Annotated in this window: 25 protein-coding genes and 1 tRNA gene; 8 read left to right on the top strand and 18 right to left on the bottom strand. The window is 40.8% G+C overall.

Going from position 1 to position 25,406, the window contains the following annotated elements:
- Window positions 1-53 precede the first annotated feature (53 nt).
- The 9 genes from N523_RS0113690 to leuS all read right to left on the bottom strand — a co-directional run bounded on the left by N523_RS0113690 (window position 54) and on the right by leuS (window position 9,457).
- On the bottom strand, window positions 54-815 hold the full coding sequence (locus N523_RS0113690; RefSeq protein ID WP_028834084.1) for a septal ring lytic transglycosylase RlpA family protein: 762 nt from the start codon (window positions 813-815) through the stop codon (window positions 54-56).
- Complete coding sequence (rodA, locus tag N523_RS0113685) at window positions 815-1,921, bottom strand: rod shape-determining protein RodA (protein ID WP_013465351.1); 1,107 nt, start codon at window positions 1,919-1,921, stop codon at window positions 815-817. The genes N523_RS0113690 and rodA overlap by 1 nt, the downstream gene beginning before the upstream one ends.
- Complete coding sequence (gene mrdA / locus N523_RS0113680; protein WP_028834085.1) at window positions 1,918-3,798, bottom strand: penicillin-binding protein 2; 1,881 nt, start codon at window positions 3,796-3,798, stop codon at window positions 1,918-1,920. The genes rodA and mrdA overlap by 4 nt, the downstream gene beginning before the upstream one ends.
- A gap of 9 nt (window positions 3,799-3,807) precedes the next feature.
- A complete protein-coding gene (gene rlmH / locus N523_RS0113675) occupies window positions 3,808-4,278 on the bottom strand; it encodes a 23S rRNA (pseudouridine(1915)-N(3))-methyltransferase RlmH (protein WP_002958522.1) in 471 nt (156 codons plus the stop codon).
- A 37-nt stretch (window positions 4,279-4,315) separates the two neighbouring features.
- The gene (gene rsfS, locus N523_RS0113670) at window positions 4,316-4,633 is read right to left on the bottom strand and encodes a ribosome silencing factor (RefSeq protein ID WP_013465348.1); all 318 of its coding nucleotides are present in this window, start codon (window positions 4,631-4,633) and stop codon (window positions 4,316-4,318) included.
- Window positions 4,634-4,695: 62 nt separating this feature from the next.
- Window positions 4,696-5,325: a nicotinate-nucleotide adenylyltransferase gene (nadD, locus tag N523_RS0113665; protein WP_028834086.1), complete on the bottom strand. Its 630-nt coding sequence runs from the start codon at window positions 5,323-5,325 to the stop codon at window positions 4,696-4,698.
- Window positions 5,326-5,335: 10 nt separating this feature from the next.
- Window positions 5,336-6,376 carry a DNA polymerase III subunit delta gene (gene holA / locus N523_RS0113660; protein WP_028834087.1) on the bottom strand — a complete coding sequence of 347 codons (1,041 nt, stop codon included), beginning with the start codon at window positions 6,374-6,376 and terminating at the stop codon, window positions 5,336-5,338.
- Entirely contained in the window at window positions 6,376-6,867 is a 492-nt protein-coding gene (locus tag N523_RS0113655; RefSeq protein WP_016898943.1) for an LPS-assembly lipoprotein LptE, read from the bottom strand. The genes holA and N523_RS0113655 overlap by 1 nt, the downstream gene beginning before the upstream one ends.
- A gap of 1 nt (window position 6,868) precedes the next feature.
- Window positions 6,869-9,457 carry a leucine--tRNA ligase gene (gene leuS, locus N523_RS0113650; RefSeq protein WP_024601592.1) on the bottom strand — a complete coding sequence of 863 codons (2,589 nt, stop codon included), beginning with the start codon at window positions 9,455-9,457 and terminating at the stop codon, window positions 6,869-6,871.
- Window positions 9,458-9,765: 308 nt separating this feature from the next.
- Here leuS and N523_RS0113645 point away from each other — a divergent pair, with 308 nt between their 5' ends.
- The 4 genes from N523_RS0113645 (at window position 9,766) to N523_RS0113630 (ending at window position 13,856) form a co-directional block, all read left to right on the top strand.
- Window positions 9,766-10,224, top strand: coding sequence for a zinc ribbon-containing protein (locus N523_RS0113645; RefSeq protein ID WP_016898941.1), 459 nt, complete (start codon window positions 9,766-9,768; stop codon window positions 10,222-10,224).
- Between the two features lie 79 nt (window positions 10,225-10,303).
- Entirely contained in the window at window positions 10,304-12,730 is a 2,427-nt protein-coding gene (locus N523_RS0113640; protein ID WP_008467997.1) for a Lon protease family protein, read from the top strand.
- Entirely contained in the window at window positions 12,727-13,203 is a 477-nt protein-coding gene (locus N523_RS0113635) for an FKBP-type peptidyl-prolyl cis-trans isomerase (RefSeq protein WP_008467995.1), read from the top strand. Before N523_RS0113640 ends, N523_RS0113635 begins: the two co-directional genes overlap by 4 nt.
- Before the next feature lie 140 nt (window positions 13,204-13,343).
- Window positions 13,344-13,856, top strand: coding sequence for a hypothetical protein (locus N523_RS0113630; RefSeq protein WP_028834088.1), 513 nt, complete (start codon window positions 13,344-13,346; stop codon window positions 13,854-13,856).
- A 56-nt stretch (window positions 13,857-13,912) separates the two neighbouring features.
- On the opposite strand, the gene N523_RS0113625 is transcribed toward N523_RS0113630, so the two are convergent.
- On the bottom strand, window positions 13,913-14,437 hold the full coding sequence (locus N523_RS0113625; protein WP_028834089.1) for a CIA30 family protein: 525 nt from the start codon (window positions 14,435-14,437) through the stop codon (window positions 13,913-13,915).
- Window positions 14,438-14,584: 147 nt separating this feature from the next.
- On the opposite strand from N523_RS0113625, the gene N523_RS0113620 reads away from it, so the two are divergent.
- Window positions 14,585-15,160, top strand: coding sequence for a hypothetical protein (locus N523_RS0113620; RefSeq protein WP_028834090.1), 576 nt, complete (start codon window positions 14,585-14,587; stop codon window positions 15,158-15,160).
- Between the two features lie 17 nt (window positions 15,161-15,177).
- The gene (locus N523_RS0113615; protein ID WP_028834091.1) at window positions 15,178-15,630 is read left to right on the top strand and encodes a hypothetical protein; all 453 of its coding nucleotides are present in this window, start codon (window positions 15,178-15,180) and stop codon (window positions 15,628-15,630) included.
- Window positions 15,631-15,697: 67 nt separating this feature from the next.
- On the opposite strand, the gene N523_RS0113610 is transcribed toward N523_RS0113615, so the two are convergent.
- Both N523_RS0113610 and N523_RS19095 read right to left on the bottom strand, forming a co-directional pair.
- On the bottom strand, window positions 15,698-16,246 hold the full coding sequence (locus tag N523_RS0113610) for a hypothetical protein (RefSeq protein WP_028834092.1): 549 nt from the start codon (window positions 16,244-16,246) through the stop codon (window positions 15,698-15,700).
- Between the two features lie 17 nt (window positions 16,247-16,263).
- On the bottom strand, window positions 16,264-16,839 hold the full coding sequence (locus N523_RS19095; protein WP_028834093.1) for a hypothetical protein: 576 nt from the start codon (window positions 16,837-16,839) through the stop codon (window positions 16,264-16,266).
- Between the two features lie 232 nt (window positions 16,840-17,071).
- On the opposite strand from N523_RS19095, the gene N523_RS0113600 reads away from it, so the two are divergent.
- Window positions 17,072-18,067: an RDD family protein gene (locus tag N523_RS0113600; RefSeq protein ID WP_028834094.1), complete on the top strand. Its 996-nt coding sequence runs from the start codon at window positions 17,072-17,074 to the stop codon at window positions 18,065-18,067.
- A 239-nt stretch (window positions 18,068-18,306) separates the two neighbouring features.
- Here the strand turns inward: N523_RS0113600 and lnt are convergent, their stop codons facing one another.
- Genes lnt through miaB form a run of 5 tightly spaced genes read right to left on the bottom strand, consistent with a single transcriptional unit; the run spans window position 18,307 to window position 23,766 of the window.
- Complete coding sequence (lnt, locus tag N523_RS0113595) at window positions 18,307-19,857, bottom strand: apolipoprotein N-acyltransferase (protein ID WP_028834095.1); 1,551 nt, start codon at window positions 19,855-19,857, stop codon at window positions 18,307-18,309.
- Entirely contained in the window at window positions 19,838-20,722 is an 885-nt protein-coding gene (gene corC / locus N523_RS0113590; protein WP_013465334.1) for a CNNM family magnesium/cobalt transport protein CorC, read from the bottom strand. Before corC ends, lnt begins: the two co-directional genes overlap by 20 nt.
- A 22-nt stretch (window positions 20,723-20,744) precedes the next feature.
- The gene (gene ybeY, locus N523_RS0113585; RefSeq protein WP_008115159.1) at window positions 20,745-21,203 is read right to left on the bottom strand and encodes an rRNA maturation RNase YbeY; all 459 of its coding nucleotides are present in this window, start codon (window positions 21,201-21,203) and stop codon (window positions 20,745-20,747) included.
- A 4-nt stretch (window positions 21,204-21,207) separates the two neighbouring features.
- Window positions 21,208-22,266 carry a PhoH family protein gene (locus N523_RS0113580; RefSeq protein WP_028834096.1) on the bottom strand — a complete coding sequence of 353 codons (1,059 nt, stop codon included), beginning with the start codon at window positions 22,264-22,266 and terminating at the stop codon, window positions 21,208-21,210.
- 54 nt (window positions 22,267-22,320) lie between these two features.
- A complete protein-coding gene (gene miaB, locus N523_RS0113575) occupies window positions 22,321-23,766 on the bottom strand; it encodes a tRNA (N6-isopentenyl adenosine(37)-C2)-methylthiotransferase MiaB (protein WP_008467975.1) in 1,446 nt (481 codons plus the stop codon).
- A gap of 256 nt (window positions 23,767-24,022) precedes the next feature.
- Here miaB and N523_RS0113570 point away from each other — a divergent pair, with 256 nt between their 5' ends.
- The gene (locus N523_RS0113570; protein ID WP_028834097.1) at window positions 24,023-25,204 is read left to right on the top strand and encodes an FAD-dependent monooxygenase; all 1,182 of its coding nucleotides are present in this window, start codon (window positions 24,023-24,025) and stop codon (window positions 25,202-25,204) included.
- Window positions 25,205-25,328: 124 nt separating this feature from the next.
- Here N523_RS0113570 and N523_RS0113560 read toward each other — a convergent pair.
- A tRNA-Gln gene (locus tag N523_RS0113560) sits at window positions 25,329-25,403 on the bottom strand.
- Window positions 25,404-25,406: the final 3 nt, after the last annotated feature.

Below are 25,406 nucleotides of genomic sequence, written 5' to 3'. Positions count from 1 at the left end.
CATACTCATTAATGGTTAAAGTTAAAAATATGCGTATTCCCATTCTAAAGGGCTTACTGAGTGTAAAGCAAGAACGCGTTTTGAAATTGATTTTGTTTTAATGTTTCTAGTACTTGTTGCGCATGTTGGGCATCTTTTATTGGCCCTAAGTGCAATCTATAAATAGCGTCTTTTTCAACGATATTTGTCGGTAACTTATACTGTTCTCGCAGTGTACTTGCTAACGCTTCTATGTTGGCTAAGGTACTGCCCGCGGCAACTTGAACGTAGGTTTTTCGTGCATGGGTATCGGCTAGAGTAATGGCTTCTAGCTTAACCTCTGCTGTACCGTACTTATGGTATCCAAGTTTGTATGCAGCGGCATAAGAAAGGTCAATAATTCTATTATCATGAAAGGGGCCACGGTCATTAACACGAACAATAATTGATTTGCCATTAGCCGTATTTGTTACCCGCACAAAACTAGGTAAAGGCAACGTTTTATGGGCTGCGGTCATCGCGAACATGTCGTAAATTTCGCCGTTAGAGGTGTGATACCCATGAAATTTACGGCCATACCACGAAGCAATGCCCGTTTCTGAATAGCCGGTTTCATCGAGCATCGGGGTATAACGTTTGCCAAGCACTTCGTAGGGGCGCGTAGTACTCGCACTTTTAATAACTTGAGTAACAATGGCATCTTGCATTTCTAATTCGGTCGGTGCACGAAGCGGCGCCGCATCATGGCGCATGCTGTAACGACTATTTGAACTGCTGCATGCACTTAAAAAGAGGCTAACGAGAATAATAATTATAAGTTGTTTGTAAAGGCGCATTATTTTAAGAGCATCCTTTTATCTGTGGCAATCGACATAATAATGCCAAATGCAGCCATCAGGGTCACCATCGAGGTACCGCCATAACTAATTAATGGCAACGGTACACCTACAACAGGCAACAAACCCGATACCATGCCAATATTTACAAAAATATAAACAAAAAATGTGAGCGTGAGTGAGCCGGCTAATAGTTTACCAAACGCATCTTGTGCGTTAACCGCAATATACAGTCCACGGCCAATAATAAATAAATATAAACTAAGTAAAACACACACACCAAATAAGCCAAACTCTTCACTCAGTACTGAAAAAATAAAGTCAGTATGTCGTTCAGGTAAAAATTCTAGCTGCGATTGCGTGCCTTGCAGCCAGCCTTTTCCTTCGATACCGCCTGAACCAATGGCAATTTTTGATTGAATAATATGATAGCCAGAACCCAGCGGATCGCTCTCAGGGTCTAAAAAGGTCAGTACCCTTTGCTTTTGATAATCGTGCATACCGTAGTGCCAAAATGGCCATGCTGCCAAAGCAACAACCGAGCTTAAAAAGCCGATTAAACGCCAGCTCAAGCCTGATAAAAACAATACAAATACACCGGAACTGGCAATCAAAATTGAGGTGCCCAAATCAGGTTGTTCTTTAATTAGTAGGGTAGGCAGCATAACAATGGCAAAGCCAATGACTAAATGTAACGGACGCGGCGGCAAATGGTGGCGGCCAATATACCAAGCAACCATCATCGGAACCGCTAGTTTCATTAGCTCTGAGGGTTGAAAGCGAGTAATGCCTAAATCTAACCAGCGTTGAGCTCCCTTAGAACTTACACCAAATAGCAGTACCCCAACCAGCATGAGTAATCCTAGGCAATACATGGGAATAACTAAACGTTTTAAAGTCGCTGGTGGAATTTGAGCAAGTACAAACATACCTATAATGGCGCCAGCCATTCGCGTAATATGGCGAACCATCATGGCAGAGTCTTGCCCTGAGGCGCTGTATACAATGGTGATACTACCGGCCATCATCAACAATAACGCAATAAAAAGTGGCAAATCAATATGCAGTCGCAGCCAAATAGAGCGCTTATCATGTAAAGCTGTCATGGTGCTTTGTCCCCTGAAGATTGGATTGGGTTAGCTGCAAAATAGTAATCCATTAATTGGCGCGCAATGGGCGCACCTACTGAGCTTCCCCCACCGGTATTTTCTACCACAATAGAGACAACAATTTGTGGGTTATTAAACGGGGCAAAACCTATATAAATGGCGTTGTCGCGTTGGCGCTCTTTGAGTGCATCGGCGTCGTAACGCTCGCCCTGAGCAATACTCACCACTTGGGCAGTACCGGTTTTACCTGCAGGGTCATAAGTAGCCCCTTTAAATGCACGATGGGCAGTTCCGGTAGTTTTTTTAACGGTGTTATGCATGGCATCAATCGCGATGCGCCAGTTATCTTCGTTATTGAGTACAACCGGCGGTTTTTCTTCATTATTGAGCTGAGTAATTTGATCTTCTTTTTTAGCAACTTGCACTAAATGAGGAGGGTGATTTATCCCTCTGTTAACTAAAATATTAGTGGCATTCGCTATTTGAATGGGGGTGGCAGTCCAATAACCTTGGCCAATTCCTACAGAAATAGTATCTCCAGGCCACCAAGACTCTTTAAAACGGGCTTCTTTCCACTCTTTTGAGGGTAAAATAGCGGTTGTTTCTTCATGAATATCAATACCGGATAATTCACCAAAGCCAAAGCGAGCCATAAAGTTACTTATTTTTGTGATCCCCATTCGATAGGCTGCGTCATAAAAGTAGGTATCGCATGACTCTTCTATTGCTTTATAAACATCAACATGGCCATGGCCCCAACGTCGCCAATCACGCCATCTATGCTCTACGTTGGGAATTTGAAAAAAGCCCGGATCCCACATGCTGGTGGTTTCTTGCACTATATTTTCTTCTAATGCCAAAATAGCCATGTGTGGTTTAACAGTAGATGCTGGTGCGTAGCGACCTTGAGTCGTGCGATTGATCAGTGGACGATCAGGGTTGAGTAAGGCTTTGTAGTCTTTACTGCTAATACCGTGCACAAATAAATTGGGATCATAACTTGGGTTTGAATACAGTGCTAAAACGCCGCCATCTTTTGCATCCATTACCACAATAGCGCCGCGCATATCTTTAAGTGCATGTTGGGCTATTTGTTGTAAACCAATGTCGAGAGTAAGTACTAAGTCGTCACCCGCTTGCGGTGGATCCATACTTAAAGTGCGGATAATTCGGCCGCGGTTATTAACTTCAACTCGTTGTGAGCCAACTTGGCCATGTAATAACGGCTCGTAGTATTTTTCGATACCCAGTTTACCAATATCATGCGTGGCTCGGTAGTTTGTGGCTTCATCTTGTTGTTCAAGCTTGTTTAATTCTTTTCTATTGAGCTTTGCGACATAGCCTAATGCATGGGTTAAAGTATCGCCAAAGGGGTAATATCTCGCTAGGCGTGCCTCAATACTAAAGCCTGGGAACTTATGTTGGTTTACTGAAAACATCGCTACTTCGTTTTCATTTAAACGGGCTTTGAGGACTTGACTTTTAAAACGTCGAGTATGTTTTATATCATCAAGAAAATCAGCTTGTTGTTGCTCGGTTATTTCAATGATTTTGCTGATAGACTTCAAAGAGGCGGTTAAATCATCAACTTCTTCGGGGATCACCTCAAGGTTATAAACGGGCTTATTTTCGGCCAGCAAAACACCGTTGCGGTCGTAAATTAAACCGCGATTGGGGGCTATAGGTATAACTTTTATACGGTTATCATTAGAACGAGTTTGATAATCTTGATGATCATCAACCTGGATTTTATACAAGTTAGACAGCAATATTGCTACAAGGACTAATATAAAAATAAAACCCACGAATGCACGCCGAGCAAATAAATTAGCTTCTGCTGAGTGGTCGCGAATGGTGGGTCTTCGTTTTAGCATAGCAAGAAACTACTCGCGATGATAAGGATGGTTGTTATTTAAGCTCCAGCCTCTGTAGAGGCTTTCAGCAACAATAATGCGTACTAAAGGGTGTGGGAGCGTTAAATTTGATAACGACCATTTTTGCTCAGAGGCAGCAATACACTCTGGGGCTAAGCCTTCAGGTCCGCCAATTAATAAACTGACATCGCGACCATCTAGTTGCCACTTTTCCATGTTTTTCGCTAGTTGATGAGTATCCAGTGCTTTACCGGTTACTTCTAGTGTGACAATACGATTGCCTTTAGGTATGGCGGCTAAGGTTTTTTCACCTTCAATGTGCAAAATACGCTTTATATCGGCATTTTTTCCACGTTTACCAGCAGGGATCTCAATGAGTTCCAATGCCATATCTTTGGGAAAGCGGCGTTGATACTCTGCAAAACCTGTCTCTACCCATGCTGGCATTTTTGTACCAACAGCAATCATTTGTATTTTCACGACGTTACTTCCGAGCGTTGTCTAAAATAGGGAGCAATTAGCCCCAAAGCTTTTCTAGATCGTAATAGCTACGTGCTTGATCTTGCATAACGTGAACAATCACATCACCTAAATCAACGAGTGCCCATTCACCATCGCTTTGGCCTTCATACCCTAATGGCTCTTCACCAGCGTGGCGAGCTTCTTTTGCTAAGTTATCAGCAATTGACAATACATGACGTCTTGATGTGCCTGAACATACAATCATGTAATCGGTTACGTCTGAGCTGCCAGTTACGTCAAGTTGAATCACATCGCGTGCTTTCATATCGTCAATTTTGTCTAGTGCAAAAGCGAGTAGTTGTTTCGAATCCAAGGTTTTGTCTCAATTTAAAATTTAATAGCGGTTATTTTAACACGCTGAGGGGTTTATACCAATCACTCTTGATAAAGCTGGTGCTGCTTAATATAGTGACTCACGGCGTCGGGTAATAGTTCACTCTTTTTAGTACTTTTTTTAAGGGCTTGACGGATCTCGCTGGATGCGGCATCCAGCTGTTCCCCCTCTAAAAAGTAAAGGTGTCCGGCATTTGTTTTTTGCAGCAAGGCAATATCAGTGGTAACAGCGTTATGTTGATAGCATTTAAGTTCACCCTGTGTATCACAAATTTGGCCAGGGCGTTGATACACCACCAGATGACAAAGGCTAGTTATTGTTTGCCATTGATACCATTTATCGAAATTGTTGAATGAGTCCATGCCAATTAAAAATAAAATAGGGGTATCGGGGTTTTCTGCTCTTAGCTCTTGCAAACTTAATAAAGAATACGACGGACCGCTGCGTTGCAGTTCTCGTAAATCAAGTTTGAACGGCGCATAAGGTGTAATTGCGGCTTTAAGCATTGCTATACGATGCTCGGTGCTGATCCCCGGTGCCGCTTTGTGCGCGGGTATTGCACAGGGCATAAAATAGAGTGAGTGTAATTTAAAGGTCGCAACGCATTGCTGCGCCATATTAAGGTGTCCCAAATGAACGGGATCAAAAGTACCACCAAAAATTGCAATCATGTATTTCCCTTTATTGACGGTTACTATGGCAGGGAAGTGGAATATCGAGCGGTTGGCAGAACTTAATGCAAATATGCGCCAATGCTTGATAAGGGGCAATCAATGCGCCTTGCTTGTAACTTGCATCAAACAATGCCAGTTCACTGCTAATATTCTCTAGGGTATGAATGTTTAGCCTGTTAATGGCTGTTTGTACTGGCGCTTGTTGATTTTTCCAAATCGCTTTTTGTTTAAATAAGGTTGCTAATGACTCACCTTGCAATAATCCCTGCTGCACACTCAATAATGTATTAAGGTCTTTATTGATGGCCCATAAGATACTCACAACCTCAGTGTTATCACTGGCAAGTTTGTTAAGTACTTTTATAGCCTGAGCGGTGTGGCCGTTTAAAAGCGCATCACTTAAATCAAAAATATCAAACTTAGCTTGGTTTAGTAGTCCTTGCATCACCAGTTGTTGCGTTATCAGAGCGTCACCGTGTATTAATGCTAGTTTTTCAAGCTCTTGGTAACACGCAAGTAAGTTGCCTTCAGTGGCATTAATTAAACTGAGTTTGGCCTCGTTTTGAATATTTAGTGACAAGCGTTGGCACTGCTCATCAAGCCAACGCTTTAAGTGATTTCCGCTAAGTGGGTAACAGGGTACAAATAACCCATGCTTATCAAGTGCTTTAAACCACGCGCCGCGCTGAACATCTTGACTGGCCTTAGCGCCTTTCACGATTAAGATCGTATCAGGGTTTTCAAGCTCTACTATTTTTTTAAAGGTGTTTGCGCCGGGTGTCCCCGGTTTTTGCTGGTTTAAATCAAGCTCAATAATAGTGCGCGCGCTAAACAACGACATACTTTGGTATTGCGCGATTATTTCTTGCCAATCAAAGCCCTGAGCTAAAGTGAATTTAATTACTTCATCAAATCCTTGTGCCTTTGCCGTGTCGCGAATGAGCTGTACACATTGCGCTTCTTGAAAAGGCTCTTCGCCAAAAACCAAATAAAAAGGTTTTAAGCCTTTTTTTAATTCACTCGGTAGCTGATTTGCATAACAACGCATTATAGTTGCGACAACTCTCTAACAATACGACGACTCGCTTGTTGGCGAATTTCGCTAATTAGCAGCTCAAGCTCTTTTGCTTTTGCTAGTGCGTTATCTGGATCGTCTTGGTAGTTACGGTATAACTCAAAGCGTTTTTCGATGGCTTTTTGTTTCGGGCGTTTTACTACATAACTTACGCTGTATGCCAGTTCGTACTCAGCTACTTGTCCGTTTTGGAACAACGATAAGGTTTGACGCTCTAGTTGTTCTTTAAATAAATAAAGCTGCGCTGATTGTTTACTTGCAGGCACTAAAGTGACATCGCTCATAGCCAGTTCGCTTTGCAAATAGCTAAATAAAGCAGATTTTTGATCATCCCCCACAAGCGTTAGCTGTTTTAAATCATCGGGTAGGCTTGATGCTTTTTTAAGATGAAAGCCACAGCTCGATAACAAAAAACAGACTAGCACTAAGGCTAGTCCGTTTTTAATGGCGTTTAAAGCAGCCATATTAGTTAGCTACCACGTTAAGTAATTTACCGGGTACATAAATGACTTTGCGTATCGTTGCACCATCAGTAAATTTAGTCACGTTAGACTCTGCAAATGCCAAAGCTTCTACTTGCTCTTGCGTAGCATCAGCAGCCACTGTTAGTTTTGCACGCAGCTTACCGTTTACTTGTACGATGATTAGTTTTTCATCTTCAACAAGAGCAGATTCGTCAACTTTTGGCCATGCCGCATCTAAAATATCACCTTCTTTACCTAGGTCTTGCCATAATTGATGCGATAAATGCGGTGTAATAGGTGCCAGCATAATTATTAATGCTTCCAGTGCCTCGTTAGCAATGGCAACATCTTGTGTGTCACTTAATGGCGCTTTTAATAGCTTGTTAGAAAGCTCCATAATTGCGGCAATAGCGGTGTTAAAGGTTTGACGACGTTCTACATCATCGCTCACTTTTGCGATTGCTTTGTGTAGCTCACGACGTAGTACTTTTTGCGGGTTAGTAAGCGCCGATTTATCAAGTGCTTGGTAACCTACTGTTTTAACATCTACCGCATATTTCCACACACGCTTTAAGAAACGATGTGCGCCTTCAACGCCTGAATCTGACCATTCAAGTGTTTGCTCTGGTGGTGCTGTAAACATCATAAATAAACGCACTGTATCTGCACCGTATTGGGCAATAACTTCTTGTGGGTCTATACCGTTGTTTTTCGACTTAGACATTTTGCTCATGCCAGATGAGAACACCGGTTCACCATCTTTTTTATGCCATGCTTTAGTTACGCGACCTTTGTCGTCGGTTTCGGTGTTTACATCACTTGGCGAAATCCAAATGTCGCCACCTTTTTCATCTTTACGATAAAATGTTTCAGCAAGTACCATACCTTGACAAAGTAAGCGGTCGAATGGTTCATCTGAATTAACTAAACCAAAGTCACGTAATAATTTGTGGAAAAAGCGCGAATATAATAAGTGCAATATAGCGTGCTCAATACCACCAATGTATTGGTTTACTGGTAACCAGTAGTTAGCTGCTGCAGGGTCTAACATGCCTTCGTCATGGCGTGGGCTACAGTAGCGAGCGTAATACCACGATGATTCCATAAAGGTGTCAAAAGTATCTGTTTCGTGAGTAGCGGGTACACCGTTTACAGTTGTTTTAGCCCAATTTGGATCGGCTTTAATTGGCGATGTAACACCATTCATTACCACATCTTCTGGTAAACGCACAGGGAGCATATCTTCAGTGGCAGCAAGCTCGTTCCCGTTTTCATCGCTCAGCATTGGGATTGGAGAGCCCCAGTAACGTTGGCGGCTTACGCCCCAATCGCGAAGACGGAAGTTTACTTTACGCTCACCTACACCTAATGCTTCTAATTTGTCGGCAACAGCGTTAAAGGCGTTTTCAAAATCAAGGCCATCAAATTCACCTGAGTTAACCAGTACGCCTTTTTCGGTGAATGCTTCTTTGCTTAGGTTTACTTCAAGCTCTGAACCTTCAGCAGGGGCAATAACTTGTTTAATATCGAGGCCATAAGCGGTGGCAAATTCAAAGTCACGTTGGTCGTGCGCTGGTACTGCCATTACCGCGCCTGAGCCGTAATGCATCAATACAAAGTTTGCAACCCAAATAGGCACTTGCTCGCCCGTTAATGGATGCGTGGCGTAAAAGCCCGTTGCAATGCCTTTTTTCTCCATGGTTGCCATATCCGCTTCGGCAACTTTAGTGTTTTTACACTCTTCAACAAACATCGCAATCGCGTCGTTGTTTTTAGCCGCTTCTTGCGCGATTGGGTGGCCACCGGCAACGGCTAGGTATGTCACGCCCATAAACGTATCTGGACGAGTGGTGTATACACTAAATTTTTCGTTATTGTCGGTACGCGTAAACTCGATATCTAACCCTTCAGAGCGACCAATCCAGTTGCGCTGCATGGTTTTAACTTGCTCAGGCCAATCTTCTAGTTTGTCTAAGTCGTCTAATAGCTCTTGAGCATAGTCGGTAATTTTTATAAACCACTGTGGAATTTCTTTTTGTTCTACTACCGCACCTGAACGCCAACCACGACCATCAATTACTTGTTCGTTAGCTAATACTGTTTGATCCACAGGATCCCAGTTAACCGTTGACATTTTTTTGTACACTAGGCCTTTTTCGTAAAGCTTAGTGAAGAACCATTGTTCCCATTTATAATATTCTGGGTGGCATGTCGCAATTTCGCGATCCCAGTCGTAGCCAAACCCTAATTGCTTAAGCTGGTTACGCATGTAATCAATATTTTCGTAAGTCCACTTTGCAGGGGCTGTTTTATTTTTAATAGCCGCGTTTTCTGCAGGTAAACCAAACGCATCCCAACCCATAGGTTGCATTACGTTTTTGCCTTGCAAGCGCTGAAAGCGAGAAACCACGTCACCAATGGTGTAGTTACGCACATGACCCATATGCAGTCGACCACTTGGGTAAGGAAACATTGAGAGGCAGTAGTACTTTTCTTTGCTCTCGTCTTCAGTGACTTTAAATACTTGGTTTTCTTCCCAGTAGCGTTGGACTTTTGACTCTATGTCTTGTGGGTTATATTGCTCTTGCATTTACGTTTCCAAACTTCTTGCATACTAATAAAAAATTGTCGATAGGATACCCCAAATAAAGCGTTATTCACAGCGCCAAAGCGGCGCTTTTTACAAATTTGCCGCTAAATTAGTTTTCAGTGCAGGTTAACCTATACTTATCTATGTTAGGAGTCAGTTTTAACTTAGCGTTTGTTAATCTTTTTAGTTGAGTTTACACGCAAGTATTTGAGGTTTAAGCTAGGCAAAGCCTGTATGGTGTTGTTTTTATCAACAGCTAATAGCGCCGTATAAATATCAGTCCCCTCACAATTTTGAAGGAGTAAAAAATGGCAGATTACAGAGCATGGCTAAGCGATTTAACCGATTGGTTAAAAGATGTAAAAGAGCATGAAGTTAAAGCAGCAGTAAAGCGATTTATTGAATCCGAGCAGGCACTTAAAGATTTAGGTGAAGAAAAATATTATCTTTATCGTAATTACCTAATGCGTGACATTTCTCATCTACAAGAAAATAACAACTACTATAATTCGCTTGCATGGCAGGAGCTTAAAGAGTCATTGTGGTTTGAGCTTTCTCATATTGAAGACAAAACACAGCTTGAATGGCAGTCATTAAGTGAAGATTTTAAGCATAATGGTGTTTATCACGCAGGTGAATGGATAGCCATGGGCACATTAGTATGTAAGAATTGCAACCATAGTTACGATGTTTATCATGCAACGCAAATTATTCCGTGTACACAGTGTGATGGCATCTATTTTAGCCGCCAGGCTTTACAACCTTAAATATGAATATTGAGTGGCTTATATAGCCACTCAATACGTCCAAAACCTAGCGAATATGCTGGTAAAAAAAGAAGTTAGAATGACGAAAAAATTGCTGCCACTACCCGTATCAAATCTTGCACCGAGTATTTCATCGAGCCATGTAAACACTTGCATGAGTAATCCATACCCTGAGCAACTTACCTTTATAGGCCAACAACGTGCGCAAAGTGCATTGGACTTTTCTTTAGGAATGGACCTACCCGGTTATAATGTTTATGTAATGGGAGAGGCGGCACACGGGCGTTTTACTTTAGTAAAAGACAAATTAAAACAACACGCTAAAGAGCGCACAACACCGCATGAATGGTTATATGTTAATAACTACGACGATCACCGTGAGCCTATTGCGTTATTTATGCATGCAGGGCAAAGCAAACAATTAGCCGATGATATTGACTCATTTATTGATGAAGTACTCGACACTTTTCCTGCTGCATTTGATAACCCAGCCTATCAGCGCAAGAAAAAATCGATAGACCGTGAATTTAACGATGCTTACGACGGCGCAATTACCGCAGTAGAAATAGCAGCACTTGAACAAAGTGTGGCACTAATTGAAGAAAAAGGCGTAGTCGGCTTTGCACCGCTGATTGATGGTAAACAACTTACCGATAATGAGTTTTCTGATCTTGAAGATGACTTACGCGAGATGTTTTTTGAGCGTATAGAAAAATTAGAAGATGCCCTCATTGAGGCGCTTATTGAGTTACCGCGCTGGAAACGCGAGTCGAAAGAAAAGCTCCGCAACCTTAAAAAGTCTACTGCTGAGCAAGCCACTAAACCGTTATTAAAAGATTTAGAACATAAATATGCCAGCCATATTGGTGTACTGCGTTATTTAAAAGATATACGTGTAGAAATTATTGATGCCGTCCTTGAATGGCTCGACGATGAAGGCGAAAGCGAAGAAAACAAAGAAGACTTTGATCGTAAAGGCATGCTTACCGACTTTTTTGCGCCTAATATTTTGGTCGAATATAAAGAAGGCGATGCGGCACCGGTTGTTTACGAGCCGAACCCCACTTTTGGTAATATTTTTGGCAAAATTGAATACGCAACATCGCAAGGGTCGTTAATTACCAGCTATCGATCAATTCAACCAGGTGCATTGCACCGCGCGAATGGCGGCTATTTAATTATGGATGCTGAAAAAGTAATGGCTCAACCCCAAGTGTGGGATGGGCTAAAGCTGTCGCTAAAAACGCATCAAATAAAAAATGATTTACCTTATCAAGACAGTGTAGTTGGCAGTAGCTTTACGCTTCGCCCGCAGTTAATACCGCTTGATGTGAAAATTATTTTACTCGGCTCACGTGAACTCTATTACACCATCGGTGAATACGACGAAGAATTTGCCGAGTTATTTAGAGTACTTGCCGATTTTGATTATTACTTACCAAGCAGCGATAAGCTGCAGTATCAGTTTATTACTAAAGTCAGTGATTACTGCGAGCAAACATTAAAGTGCACGTTAAACGAATCAGCAATGGTGCGATTGCTTAAGTTTAGTTATCGCCAAGCTGAGCACCATAATAAACTCTCAGCCCGTTTTGCTGATGTACTAGAGCTTGTGGCTGAGGCTAGTTTTTACGCTAAGCAAGATAAGCTGACGGTGATTGATGCTCGCCATATTGACGAAGCGATTGAAGGCAAACAATACCGTACAGGGCAAATTAGTGAAAATATGCTCAGCGATATAAAAGAAGGCCACACCTTAATTGCGACCGACGGGCAAGCCGTAGGTAAAGTAAACGGTTTAACGGTACTGCACATTGGTGATACTTCGTTTGGTACACCTGCACGCATTACCGCCACTGTTTATGCGGGTGCTGATGGCGTTATTGATGTGGAACGCGAAGCTGAGCTGGGTAAAGCAATTCACTCAAAAGGGGTAATGTTGCTTACCGGTTATTTAGGTAACAAATATGCGCAACACTTTAGCTTAACACTCAGTGCGAATATTGCCATTGAACAAAGCTATGGCTATATAGATGGTGATAGCGCCTCATTAGCTGAACTTTGTGCGCTAATATCGGCGATCACCAGTTTACCAATAAGCCAATCTATTGCACTAACCGGCTCTATTAATCAGCATGGTGATGTGCAAGCAATCGGTGGCGTAAATGAAAAAATAGAAGGCTTCTTTAAGCTATGTAAAATGCGTGGTTTAACGGGTGAGCAAGGCGTTATTATTCCAAAATCAAACCAAGTTAACTTAGTACTTGATGATGAAATACTGAATGCGGTTGAACTGGGTAAATTTAATATTTTCGCCGTTGAAACAGTTGACCAAGCGCTAAACTTACTAATGGATATTGACGCGGGTGACATGATTGATGAGCAGTACCCAGAAGATTCAGTGAATGGCATTGCATTAGCACGATTAAAAGATATTGCTGATATTGTTAACGGCGATAACAGCGACGATAAAGACGACTCAGAAGATGAAAAAGGGGAGTTATGATCAATATTATTTTACTGATTGTTATCGCTATTTTTTGCGTTTTGATTTTTAAAAACAGTAAAAAAGCCAAGCAGCAAGCAATCGCTAATGCGCAAATTGAAAGTGATTACTTAATTGCCAATGCAAAGGTAGAAGGCGTTCAAGAAACCGCGTCTGGCTTGCAATATAAAATAATCCATAAAGGGGATAGCGAAAATACACCTAGCCCAACGAGTATGGTGAAAGTGCATTATCACGGCACTTTAATCGACGGCACTGTATTTGACAGCTCAGTGGAGCGTAAAACTCCGATTAGCTTTGGCTTGCACCAAGTTATAAAAGGCTGGACTGAGGGTCTGCAACTGATGAGCCCGGGCGATAAATTTCAGTTTTATATACCGCACCAGCTTGCCTATGGTGAAAAGCGGGTAGGGAGTATACCTCCTGCGTCATTGCTTATTTTTGAGGTGGAATTACTGGCTATTGAGTCGTAATTTTAAGGTAAAAAATACTTTAAGCCCTGCTTTAATCAAGTAGGGCTTTTTTATTTGCTCTTATCAGTCAATCCTACTCAAGAATTTAAATCGTCAGTCGATACCTAAAATAGTGACAAATTCATTTTAGGGATAAAATAATGAAGATTTCAACCAGCTCAATCCAATATCAAGCATCTAATTACAACAACCAGCCTTTAATAGAATCAGAACAGCAACGCATTGATGATAAATCAGAGGAAGAACCTGACTATGTTTTATCAGAGTTTTTAGATGCAAAGGTTCAAAAATACAGCGAAGATAACGCAACATTTGCTGAGCAATATCAAAATTTAGAAAAGGCATATAAATATTTCACCCAGCAAGTAGTTGCATTGCAAGAACAAGTAAATAAGCTTAAGCAGAGTACGGTACAACGCAGTTTAACCATAGATAATAGCCAATATGGGCCAGCTGAAGGCGATAGTCGCTTAACTATGGATGCTGAGCATATGGGAGCTAAAAAGTATAAAACCGAGCAACAACAAGAAGAGATAAATAGATTGGAGCTGCAACTTAGTGAGGTAAAGTCACAGCAGGCAGCAATAAAACAACAAATTATTGAGCTAGTAATCAACGAAATGAAAAGGCGAGGCGACGACTTTACTATTTAACCAAAGTCTAACTGTATTAGTTCAGGTTATTTAACCTTGTAATGTACGCAGAAAAGTTAGTTTTTAAACTCAATTTTTCCAACCTCAAGCCTAAATTCTCCCGCTTGTTTACCTGCAATCATAAACCCAAGCTGCTTTATATCTTTAAAGTTAATTGTAGGTTGTTGTTCAAGTAAGCGGCCGCGATAAGTAAGCTGAAAATCCTCAGGTAAAAACTCAATATTAAGCCACTCGCTCTTTGTGGTACTAAACGAGCGGGTATAAGCCGCACCATCCATGTACTCATTGGTTCTTAAACGTAATTGATAGGTTTGACCATCGCCCTTAACACGTAGCATAATTTTAGTGATGTCTTGGCTTTGTACATCCAATAGCGTTCGGATAGAAGCAAACCCTCCATTGTTTGCAAGCGATACATTGCCTGTAAACATTAAATTGTCGTTTTCATACAAAACCTGACTATTAGAAATGCCACCCATCACCGAATCATTCACTACATACCAGCGAGCATTGGCGTTTGCCTCGGTTGTGGCAAACAGTAAGTTAAAAACAAAAAGTGATGAGAGTTGTTTGGCGGTCATGAGTAATTCCTTAAAACCATTATTAACAATAATACGTTTTGATGTAATAATTGTTCACATAATTATTTTAATACTGGGATAAGGCAATCCTTGATTAAAATACTGACCAAATTAAAGACGTCATAAAATATAAGGATATTAATTTATATGACAAAAAAGCCTGTGATTCTCGTTATCATAGCATTTATTGTTATGATGATCGCGCCTGTTGGCCTATATGAGTGGTACACTTCAATCGACCCCTCCTTTATCCCTAACCGTTTTTATGACTTTTTAAGTTTTTGGGTTTTAGGCTTTATTACTATTTCTTTAGTGTGTGCCTTTCTATTTCATTTAATAAAAACGCCAAATGCAAAAGAAGAGTTTAATACTCACTTTGATCAAGAAGGGGTTATCCTTAAATATTTAAGTATCATGATGATACCTATTTTGCTGTATGCATATCTTTGGGCTGTCATTTGTGCGCCGATTCAACTATGGGCGCATTATCATTTAGGCGATTATTGGTCTGAAGAATATATCTTAGTTGAGTCTGAGGCTTGTTATAGCGATTATGAGCCGAATTGCGTTCGTTTACTCTTTGCAGATATATCTACAAACAAACAGCATAACATCAGGTGGTATTTAGATAAGCACAAGCTTTTAAAACTTAAAAATACAAAAGTGAACTTAGTCGGCGAAAAAAGTTACTTTGGCTATCTTGTTAACGAAATACAATGGTAAAAACGAAAGGGAATTAAATGAAAAGTAATAATTTTAACGAGAGTATAAAAGGCTTTTTTTGGGGAGTTGGGTTTGTAATAGCAATGCTTGGCGGCATTAGTGCGTTCGCCCTTACAATCGCCGCTGATGTTGACAGTGGATTTAAAACAATGGTTTCTAATAAAGCATTAGAAACAAGTGATGAAATTAATAATGATTATAAACTAACTCTTTCTGAAATATATAAAGAAAATGGTCAAGTAAGAATCGCGGCTGAATTAAAAAATATTACTAACGAGAGCATTTATACGGGAACCGTTATTGCTTCTACATTTGACGAAAGTGGTAAGTTTATTGGTAACTGTGTAGGTAAAAGCACAGACAGCTTTCTAGAACCTAGCGAAGTTAGCTATGTTGACATTAAATGCAATTTATTTAGATCACAAGCAAGTAAAGTTCACTCGACAAAGCTTAAAATTAAGTGGTTTTAGGGTAAGTTTAAATAAAAAGAGCCATACTTCGTATGGCTCTTTTTTATTTGAAATAGATGTAATAGAGTTATTTTATTGAGGCAATAAACTCTTCATCTGCATATAGGTTTGTTAGTAATTTTTGAACTAACTCTACGTAGCTTTTTTGACCATTAGGGATCGCGATCGCTCCCATAAATGAAGAGTCAAAAGTGTGTTCGGCCATGATTTCTTTTTCGAATAAGATAATATTCTCTTCTGAAACGATAAAATTTACTTTTATAAATGAACTTCCCTCGGAGAAACCCGTAACATCAATATCTTGGTCAATTACTTTGCCAGTTACTTGCTTTTTAGCAACACCAGACCAAAGCTTGGCTAACTTAAGCTCTTGCAACAAAGCATTTTCAATATATTTACCATAACTGTTGCCTACAGATGAAATAAGAGGTGAGCCTCTAAGTGAAATTTTATTTAGTTTCTTTTCAGACTTAATTGTGCCAACAGATAAAGGGGAAACCGTTTCTTGCTTTAATTTTGAAACGTTACCAATGTCTGCACTATAAGGAGGCACTTGAATTGTACATGCACTTAAGAATAAAACCCCGATTAATCCTATTAAACTTCTATACTTCATTTTAATTCTTTCCTTACTCATAGTTTTGACTGCTCTAACTCTACAACTAGTTTGTTAAATGCTTCTTCTGTTGCACGCTTTGCTGATAAAGAAAAGTCGTTTTTAAACTCATCAAATTCAGCTTTGCCAAAACCTTTAACTTCAGTATTCCATGCTATATCGCCATTGCTATTTAAAGTTTTACAGTTTAACGTGAAAGTAAACTCTGTAGGTGGCCATGTAAATAAACTATCTGAACTAGATTCAGTTGTTATTGTAGGTATAAATACATATTCAATTTTATTGTCTTGTAAAAATGTATTATCAGTTAATGATTCAAGCTTATAAACGTTTTCAAATTTATTAGAAAGTACAGTATATAATGCAGCTTCTGTGTCTTTATAAGGTTTGTAACTAACATTATCGCCACCACCACCAAGTGTTTTTACTTGTTTTTTAATATCATCTTCAGAAATATAATAACCTACAACGGATATTGATTTATTTTCTGAAAGCTGAAGTTTTTCAGTGTCTGGATTTAAACTTATCTGGTGGGCACAGCCACTTAAAACAAGTACCGAAAACAAGAAAAACATGTTAGTTAATAACTTCAAAATATACTCCATATATTTAATTTTTAAAGAAAAAGCAGTTTCATCGATAATATATGTTTTGTAGTTGCATTGTAAATAATGTTAACTTTATATTTGTAAATGGTTGTAACTTTTGTATTTGATATTTTTTGTTTTGAGGTGTTTTTATTTTAAATAAAGATGAGTTCGCTTGAGCAAAAATTAAAAAGCGCGTAATTTAATCGCGTTACCTATTTTAATAACAAGTATAATAATGAAAGCACAAGAATTAGAACAATTAGCGTTATCTAAAGCCGAAACTCGAGAAGTGATCACGCCATATGCCTTTGAGGTTGATAATGCTTTACTTGGCTTGCCTTTGGCTTCGCCGACTCGGCGCGCATTAGCTATGATTATTGATGTTGCATTAATATTCATAGCTGCAAAGCTCAGTGCGACTATTATTGCATTCGTTGCTGCGATGGCTTTTTACAAAGGAACGGCGCAGCAATACCTTCCTAAAATGTCGAGTGTGTGGCGAAGAATATTAAAAATAGTAGCAGCAAGTATTTTATTTGTAAGCGCTCTTGCTGTGCTTTCAATTGGCATAGATTACTTAGAAGGCGATGACCCTGTTCAAGGCTTAAAAATACAGGATGACATTCAGCTTACCTCCACAGAAAAAAAGCAGGTAAATGCCTACTTAGTGCAAACAGCCGACGAAAGCTGTGAGCAACTTTGCCAACAAAATGCGCTTGATAATTTGATAGGGCAAGTACCCAAATTAGCCGAAATGGACGACTTACAAAACCCACAACTTGCAAAAGCATTTTTACAATTATTAGTGTTTGGTGAAAATAATGAATTAAAGCTTGCGCAGTTAATAGAAGATAAATCCGCACAAACAACCACGCACAGTATTTTGCAGTGGGGTAAAGGTATTATTCAAGATTTAGGTTTGGGTTTTGGCTGGGCGGCTGTGTACTTCACACTGTTTTCTTTATTATGGCGCGGTCAAACCCCTGGTAAAAAGCTCTGTAACACCCGAGTGGTTGCATTAAGTGGTGAACCGCTGGGTTTACTTGATTGTTTTGGCCGCTACGGTGGTTACGGCGCAGGTTTTGCCACCGGCTTGTTAGGCTTTTTACAAGTGTACTGGGATCCAAACAGACAAGCCATTCAAGATAAAATATCAGCCACGGTAGTTATTCAAGGGAATGTGAACCAAGTTGTGAATGCCCAAACCGTAGAAAGTGCAGTTAAAGATTAGTTTTGGTTAACATAACTTCATAAAGCTATAAGTATATTTATTTTGAATTGCGATACCACTACTAGATGGCAATATAATGAGTAACGCTAAAGAGTACTATCAAGTTAGTCTGCTAAATTTGAGGGAGTGATATAGTTACTTATTCAGGTTGTCTTTAGAATAAGTAATTTTAGAAGCCAAATAAATACATTTAAAAATGTAGGGCTAAATATGTAGGCTCTACATCTTAAATAGCGAGATTAACTTCTAAACCTAACCCCAAATCCAATCATACCCAATAACAATATAAACCCCCATACAAACCCATTGCCGTATTGGCTATATACGCTGTCGCCTTGTATGAGCTTTATATTGGCTTTAAGTGTTGTTGCTTCAAACTGTGGCATAGTTTGGCGTGTTTGGCTTATGGGGTCATATACACCGCTTATGCCGTTGTTGGTAACACGTACCAATGGGCGCTGTAGTTCAAGGGCGCGCATGCGGGCAATTTGCATATGCTGGTGGGGGCCGATTGAATCACCAAACCAGGCATCGTTGCTTACGGTAAATAGTAAATCAGAGTCGCTTTTGTAGTTACCCCGCACTAAATCGGCAAAGACTATTTCATAGCAAATAGCGGGCAGTAGATTAAAGCCATTCGCGCGTAAGTTATTTTGCACTTTATCACCGCGAGAGAACGACGACATAGGCAAATCAAATAACGGAGCTATGGGGCGTAGTATGTCTTCAAAAGGAACAAATTCTCCAATAGGCAATAACTGATGCTTTTGATAGCGGTTACTATCTAAGTAACGGTAGTGGCCGTGTTCATCATTTTGCTCTTTGTTACCGACCACAATCAGCGTATTAAAAATGGTTCTTGTATCGCGTTGGTAATCGACAATACCCGTTACTAGCGCGGTTTTATTAAATGAGGCGGCACTGTCTAAGCCTGCTAAATATGAATCAGCGAGGGCTTCTATTTCAGGGACTGCGGCTTCAGGCCACACAATTAAATCAGCATCCCAGTGACGGCGCGTCATATCCTGATACTTACTCATGGTGGTCCAAAACTCACTGGGGTCAAAGCGCAAGTGTTGTTTTATATTACCTTGTACAAGCAGCACAGAAAGGTCTTTATTGGAGTAATGGGGTGCCTTTGTAAAATGTGCACCTGCAAAAGCTAAAACAACCACAGCAGCGGTAATAGCAGGCACTTTATATTGTTTTTGGGTTAAGCTGTACAATGCAAAACCAATGGCAATACATAATAGCGTGAGTCCAAATTCACCAATAAAAGGAGCAAGGGCATTCAGTGGACTGTCGGTTTGTGTATAGCCAAAGCTTAACCAAGGAAAACCGGTTAACAGCTTGGCTCGCAAATACTCACTAATCGCAAAACAAGGGAGTAGTAGCGCTGCAAAACTTATAGAGCCGTTTGAAAAACGAGTGGTTGCCCACAGCGCCAACGCAGGAAATAATGCAAGGTAGCTGCACAGTAATACCATTAACGAAATGGAAGCGATAAGTGGCATACCACCAAAGGTGGCAATAGATACATGCACCCAGCTAATGCCTGCACCAAACCAGCCTAGACCAAATATAAAGCCATATTTAGCCGCCGTTTTAGCGTGGTTTTTTCCGGTGAGGTTTGCAGGGATACAATAAAATAATGCGGCCAAGCTAAAAAATACAATTGGCCAAAGACCAAAAGGCGCGTAGCTAAAAGTCAAAACAAGGCCCGCAACCAGTGCGAGCCATGCTTTTTTATCTTTTGCTAGTAGGGTGAGGCTAGTTAGCAGTTTCTTCACTGTCGTTATCATCAGCCTTAGGAATGGTGACTTGCAGTTGTAATATACGACGGTTATCAGAATTAGTTACTTTAAACTGAAATCCGTCTATATCAATGGTTTCGCCACGACTAGGCATATGGCCAAAGGCATGTAATACGGTACCACCAATAGTATCGGCGTCTTGCGAGCTATAGCCTGATTTAAAATGCTCGTTAAAGTCATCTACAGGGGTTAGTGCTTGCACAACGTAAACATGTTTAGCTAGTTGACGAATATCTTGTTGTTCTTCTTCTTCATCGTGCTCATCTTCGATTTCGCCAACAATGATCTCAAGAATATCTTCAATGGTGACCAAACCAGATACGCCGCCGTATTCATCAATCACAATCGCCATATGGTAGCGTTGCTGACGAAACTCGTTAAGCAGGGTATCAACCCGTTTACTTTCAGGCACCACCATAGCAGGACGTAAATAGTCACGAAGCGATGGCAAATGCTCATCTTTGTTTAAAATGAGAGGTAATAAATCTTTTGCGAGTAAAATCCCTTCTACATGGTCTTTATCTTCACACACAACCGGAAAACGAGAGTGGGTAGAGTCAACCATCATAGGTATATGCTCTTCAAGCGGGCTATCAATTTCCAAAGTGACCATTTGTGAGCGCGGTATCATAATATCTCGCACTTTAAGCTCAGACACACCAAGCACACCTTCAATCATTTCTTTGGTTTCAGGATCGATTACATCCCGCTCTTGGGCATCGGCAATCACCTCAACCAGCTCTTCTCTATTCTGGGGTTCCCCTTGCAACATGTGGGTTATACGGCCCAGCCAAGTCCTGCCAGAAGAACCCTGGCTAGATTGCGAGTTATCGTCGCTCATTACGTCTAATTGCTCCGTTTATTTAAATATCGTCCCGGTATGGGTCTGCTATGTTTAGTTCAGCAAGTAATTGCTTTTCTATACTTTCCATCTCTAACGCATCTTCACTCTTTATATGGTCAAATCCAAGTAAATGCAAGCATCCATGAATAACCATATGGGCAAAGTGGTCATGAAATGACTTTTCTTGCTCTTGCGCCTCAGCCAAAACGATGGCTGGACAAATAATTAAGTCACCTACAAGTGGGATATCAATGCCCGGTGGCGCTTCAAATTCAAACGATAATACGTTGGTAGGCTTATTTTTACCACGGTAGTCATTATTGAGCTGTTGCGACTGTGCTTCATCGCTAATGACAATGGTCAGCTCAGACTCATCGCGGTATTGGCTAAGTACTTTATCGGCCCACATTGCAAACTGCTCAAGGCTGGGTAAGTTGTCAAACTCACACGCTATTTGTAAATCAAGTTCTGTTTTCACGGTATTACTCTTTAGTCGCAGGTTGCTCATGAGCGGCAAGCGATTCTTTAGCTTGTTGTTTCTCTAATCGCTTTAGGCGCTCACGTTCATCGTTGCGCTCATAGGCTTCAACAATGCGTGCTACCACAGGGTGGCGTACTACATCGTGCGATTTGAAAAAGTTAAAGCTAATTTCATCAACGCCATCTAACACCTCAATAGCATGACGAAGGCCAGAGCGCGCTCCCCGAGGTAAATCAACTTGGGTTATGTCGCCGGTGATCACCGCTTTAGAATTAAAGCCAATACGGGTTAAGAACATTTTCATTTGCTCTGTGGTGGTATTTTGGCTTTCATCTAAAATAATAAACGCATCATTAAGTGTGCGTCCGCGCATATAAGCCAGTGGCGCAATTTCGATGATGTTTTTTTCAATCAGCTTTTCAACACGCTCAAAGCCAAGCATTTCAAATAAGGCATCGTAAAGTGGGCGTAAGTAAGGGTCTATTTTTTGGCTTAAATCACCGGGTAAAAAGCCAAGTTTTTCACCCGCTTCAACCGCAGGGCGAGTGAGCAATATACGACGTATTTCTTGGCGCTCTAGTGCATCAACTGCCGCCGCAACGGCAAGATAGGTTTTACCTGTACCCGCAGGGCCAATACCAAAGGTAATGTCGTGGTGCAAAATATTAGCAACATACAAGCCTTGGTTATCGTTACGCGGTTTAATAACGCCACGACGGGTTTTAATCATCATTTCTTTGCCGTAGGCGCTACTTGAGGTGTCTTGCTCAAGCGCTTTAGACTCAGTGATGGCTAAATGGACGTTGTCAGGCTCAATTTCGCCAATTTCCCCACGGACAGGCTGAGTATCAATATAAAGGTTTTTTAAGATCTCTACCGCGCCGGCGCTACTGTGTAGTTTACCGGTTACTTTAAAAAAGTTATCACGATGAATAATTTCAACACCTAGACGGCGTTCAATTTGTTTGATGTTTTCGTCAAACGGGCCACATAATGAAGAAAGGCGTTTGTTGTCGGCAGGTTCTAAATAAATCTCTAATGTTTTTAACTGATTACTCAAAATTACTTCCTATTACAGTGCGCCAGCGTTAACTGGCGCAATGAATTTTTGCAACTAAGGTACGAAAGTAGCAACGCCAATTTCGTTAGCTGTCTCGGTTTTTTGCTCACTCGCTGCTTTGGTTAAAATAGCTGAAGGGGCAATTTCGCGGCGTAAGTTCATTTCTGATTCTGTACGAATTAAATCGCCACGTAAAGAGTTTGGTAGTGCCTCGGTAATACGTACATCAACAAACTGACCGATCACTGTGTGTGGGCCAACAAAGTTAACTACACGGTTGTTTTCAGTTCGGCCACGTAATTCCATTGGGTTCTTCTTAGAAGGACCTTCAACTAAAATACGTTGTTCGGTATCAAACATTTGGCGGCTAATTTGCTGTGCCATTTGTGTAATACGGTTTTGTAATAAGTACAGGCGCTCTTTTTTCTCTTGCTCGGTTACGTCATCTGGCAAATCGGCCGCTGGCGTACCTGGGCGTGCACTGTAAATAAAGCTAAAGCTCATATCAAAACCAATATCGTTGATAAGGTTCATGGTCGCTTCAAAATCGGCCTTGCTTTCACCTGGGAAACCTATGATGAAATCTGACGACATACTTAAGTTAGGGCGAATTTTACGTAGCTTACGAATAGTTGATTTGTACTCAAGTGCAGTATGGCCGCGTTTCATTAAGTTTAAAACACGATCTGAGCCACTCTGTACTGGAAGGTGTAAGTGATCAACCAGCTCAGGCACATCGGCATAAGCGTCAATAATGTCAGGCGTAAACTCAACGGGGTGTGAAGTGGTGTAACGAATACGGTCAATCCCGTCAATTGCGGCTACTAAACGGATAAGGTCTGAGAAATAGCAAATTTCACCATCGTGTGTATCACCACGGTACGCATTTACGTTTTGACCTAGTAAGTTAACTTCACGTACGCCTTGCTCGGCTAACTGTGCAACCTCTAATAACACGTCATCAACAGGGCGACTTACTTCTTCACCACGCGTGTAAGGTACAACACAGAAAGTACAGTATTTAGAACACCCTTCCATAATTGATACAAACGCAGAAGGACCTTCTGCTTTTGGCTCAGGAAGACGGTCAAATTTTTCAATCTCTGGGAATGAAATATCAACCACTGATGACCCTTTGTTACCTTGCACTTGTTTGATCATTTCAGGTAAACGGTGCAATGTTTGTGGGCCAAAAATAACATCGACAAACGGCGCGCGTTGACGAATTGAATCGCCTTCTTGCGATGCTACACAGCCGCCAACACCAATAATCAGGTCTGGTTTGTCATCTTTTAATAACTTCCAACGACCTAATTGGTGGAATACTTTTTCTTGCGCTTTTTCACGAATTGAACAGGTGTTAAGTAATATAACATCAGCATCAGCAGCTTCTTCAGTTAGCTGATAGCCGTTGGTCGCATCTAGAAGATCAGCCATTTTCTGAGAGTCGTATTCGTTCATCTGACAACCCCAGGTTTTAATATGCAGCTTTTTGCTCATTGAAATATAGCCTCGTGTTCAATTCGATAGTGGCACAAACATGTGCTAGAAACAGGTATAAGTGGCGCAATTATTAAATTTTGCTCGACTTAAAGGACGCGTATTTTAGCTGGATACACGCTCAAAACCAAGTATAGATTTCATGTTTGTGATCTGAAATCAATATAGTATGGGTTTAATAAGAGAATTAAGCGAAGCGCTCACACAGAGCAAACTAATTACGATACAATCAAAGTAGAGTTAAGTCAGAAGTAAAATGATGAAAAACATGGCTAAAAATAATGTAATTGTAGTAGGCGGCGGCATGGTTGGTGCCGCTATGGCTATTAAATTAGCGCAACAAGGTAAAGCCGTACGTGTTATTGAAAAACACCCAATAGATGCATCACTAGTGCTTAGTAGTGATGCAGTTGATATACGTGTATCAGCTATTAACCGCTTTTCGGAAAAACTGCTTGATCAGCTTGGTGCTATGCCATTGCTGCGCGAAAATAGACTCGCTCCCTATGAGCAATTAGAAGCTTTTGAGCGTGGTAACGATCATTTATTATTTGATTGCCATGCCATCAATACCACGCATTTAGGTCATTTAATCGAGAATAAGTTAATTCAAGCAAGCTTATGGCAGCAATTCGGGCAGCATAATATTGAAATGATTAATCCTTCATCGGCTTTAACTGCAATAGAGCAAAACCCTGATAGCATTACCTTGCACTATAACGAACAAAGCTATACTGCTGATTTAGTCATTGCAGCCGATGGTGGGCAATCACAATTACGTAGCAAAGCCAATATTGGTATAACTGGGTGGCAATATCAGCAGCATTGTATGGGCGTGCTAATAAAGCTCGATGCACCACAACAAGTTAAAACATGGCAGCAGTTTACACCTACAGGGCCTGTTGCGTTTTTACCTATGCAAGCACCTTATGCAAATTTAATTTGGTATGACGATGCAAATACCCTCAAAGCATTTAAAGCCCTACAACCTAGCGCATTAAAAGCTCATATTATTGAAAAGTTTCCAAAGCTCGCTGGTGATTTTGAAGTACAAAGCCATGCTATATTTCCTCTAGCAAGGCAGCATGCTAATAATTATTCACAAGGGCGACTCGTTTTAGTGGGTGATGCGGCGCACACCATTAATCCTCTGGCAGGACAGGGCGTTAATTTAGGCTTTCAAGATGTGGCTGCCTTAGCTGAAGTGTTGCGTACAGCTGATGATGTAGGTTGCCCGCTAATGCTTAAAGAGTACGAACGTAGTCGTCGTAACGCTAATTTATTAATGATGAGTATGATGGATGCTTGCTACTTTGGTTTCTCAAACCAAATAGCCCCATTAAAATGGGCGCGCAGCACATTTTTAAAGTTAGCTAATAATACAGGGCCGGTAAAAAACTGGGTATTAAAATACGCAATAAGTGGTGAGCTTAGTTAGTTGATGAAAAGGCTCAAATTTGGGTCTTTTTTTATATCTGAAAAAATGTGGTATTGGATTATAAAAGTAAAAATATTAGTGATTTTGAAGCTAGTGTGGGGGGCAATCAAAAAAGTGTGCAAATTGGCTGGGATACCAGGATTTGAACCTGGGAATGCCAGGATCAAAACCTGGTGCCTTACCGCTTGGCGATATCCCAACT

It is taken from the genome of Pseudoalteromonas sp. 23_GOM-1509m (assembly GCF_000518425.1).
Classification (GTDB): Bacteria; Pseudomonadota; Gammaproteobacteria; order Enterobacterales; family Alteromonadaceae; genus Pseudoalteromonas; species Pseudoalteromonas tetraodonis.
The sequence above is the reverse complement of the archived record's forward strand: the minus strand, read 5'-3'. Positions and strand labels throughout refer to the sequence as shown.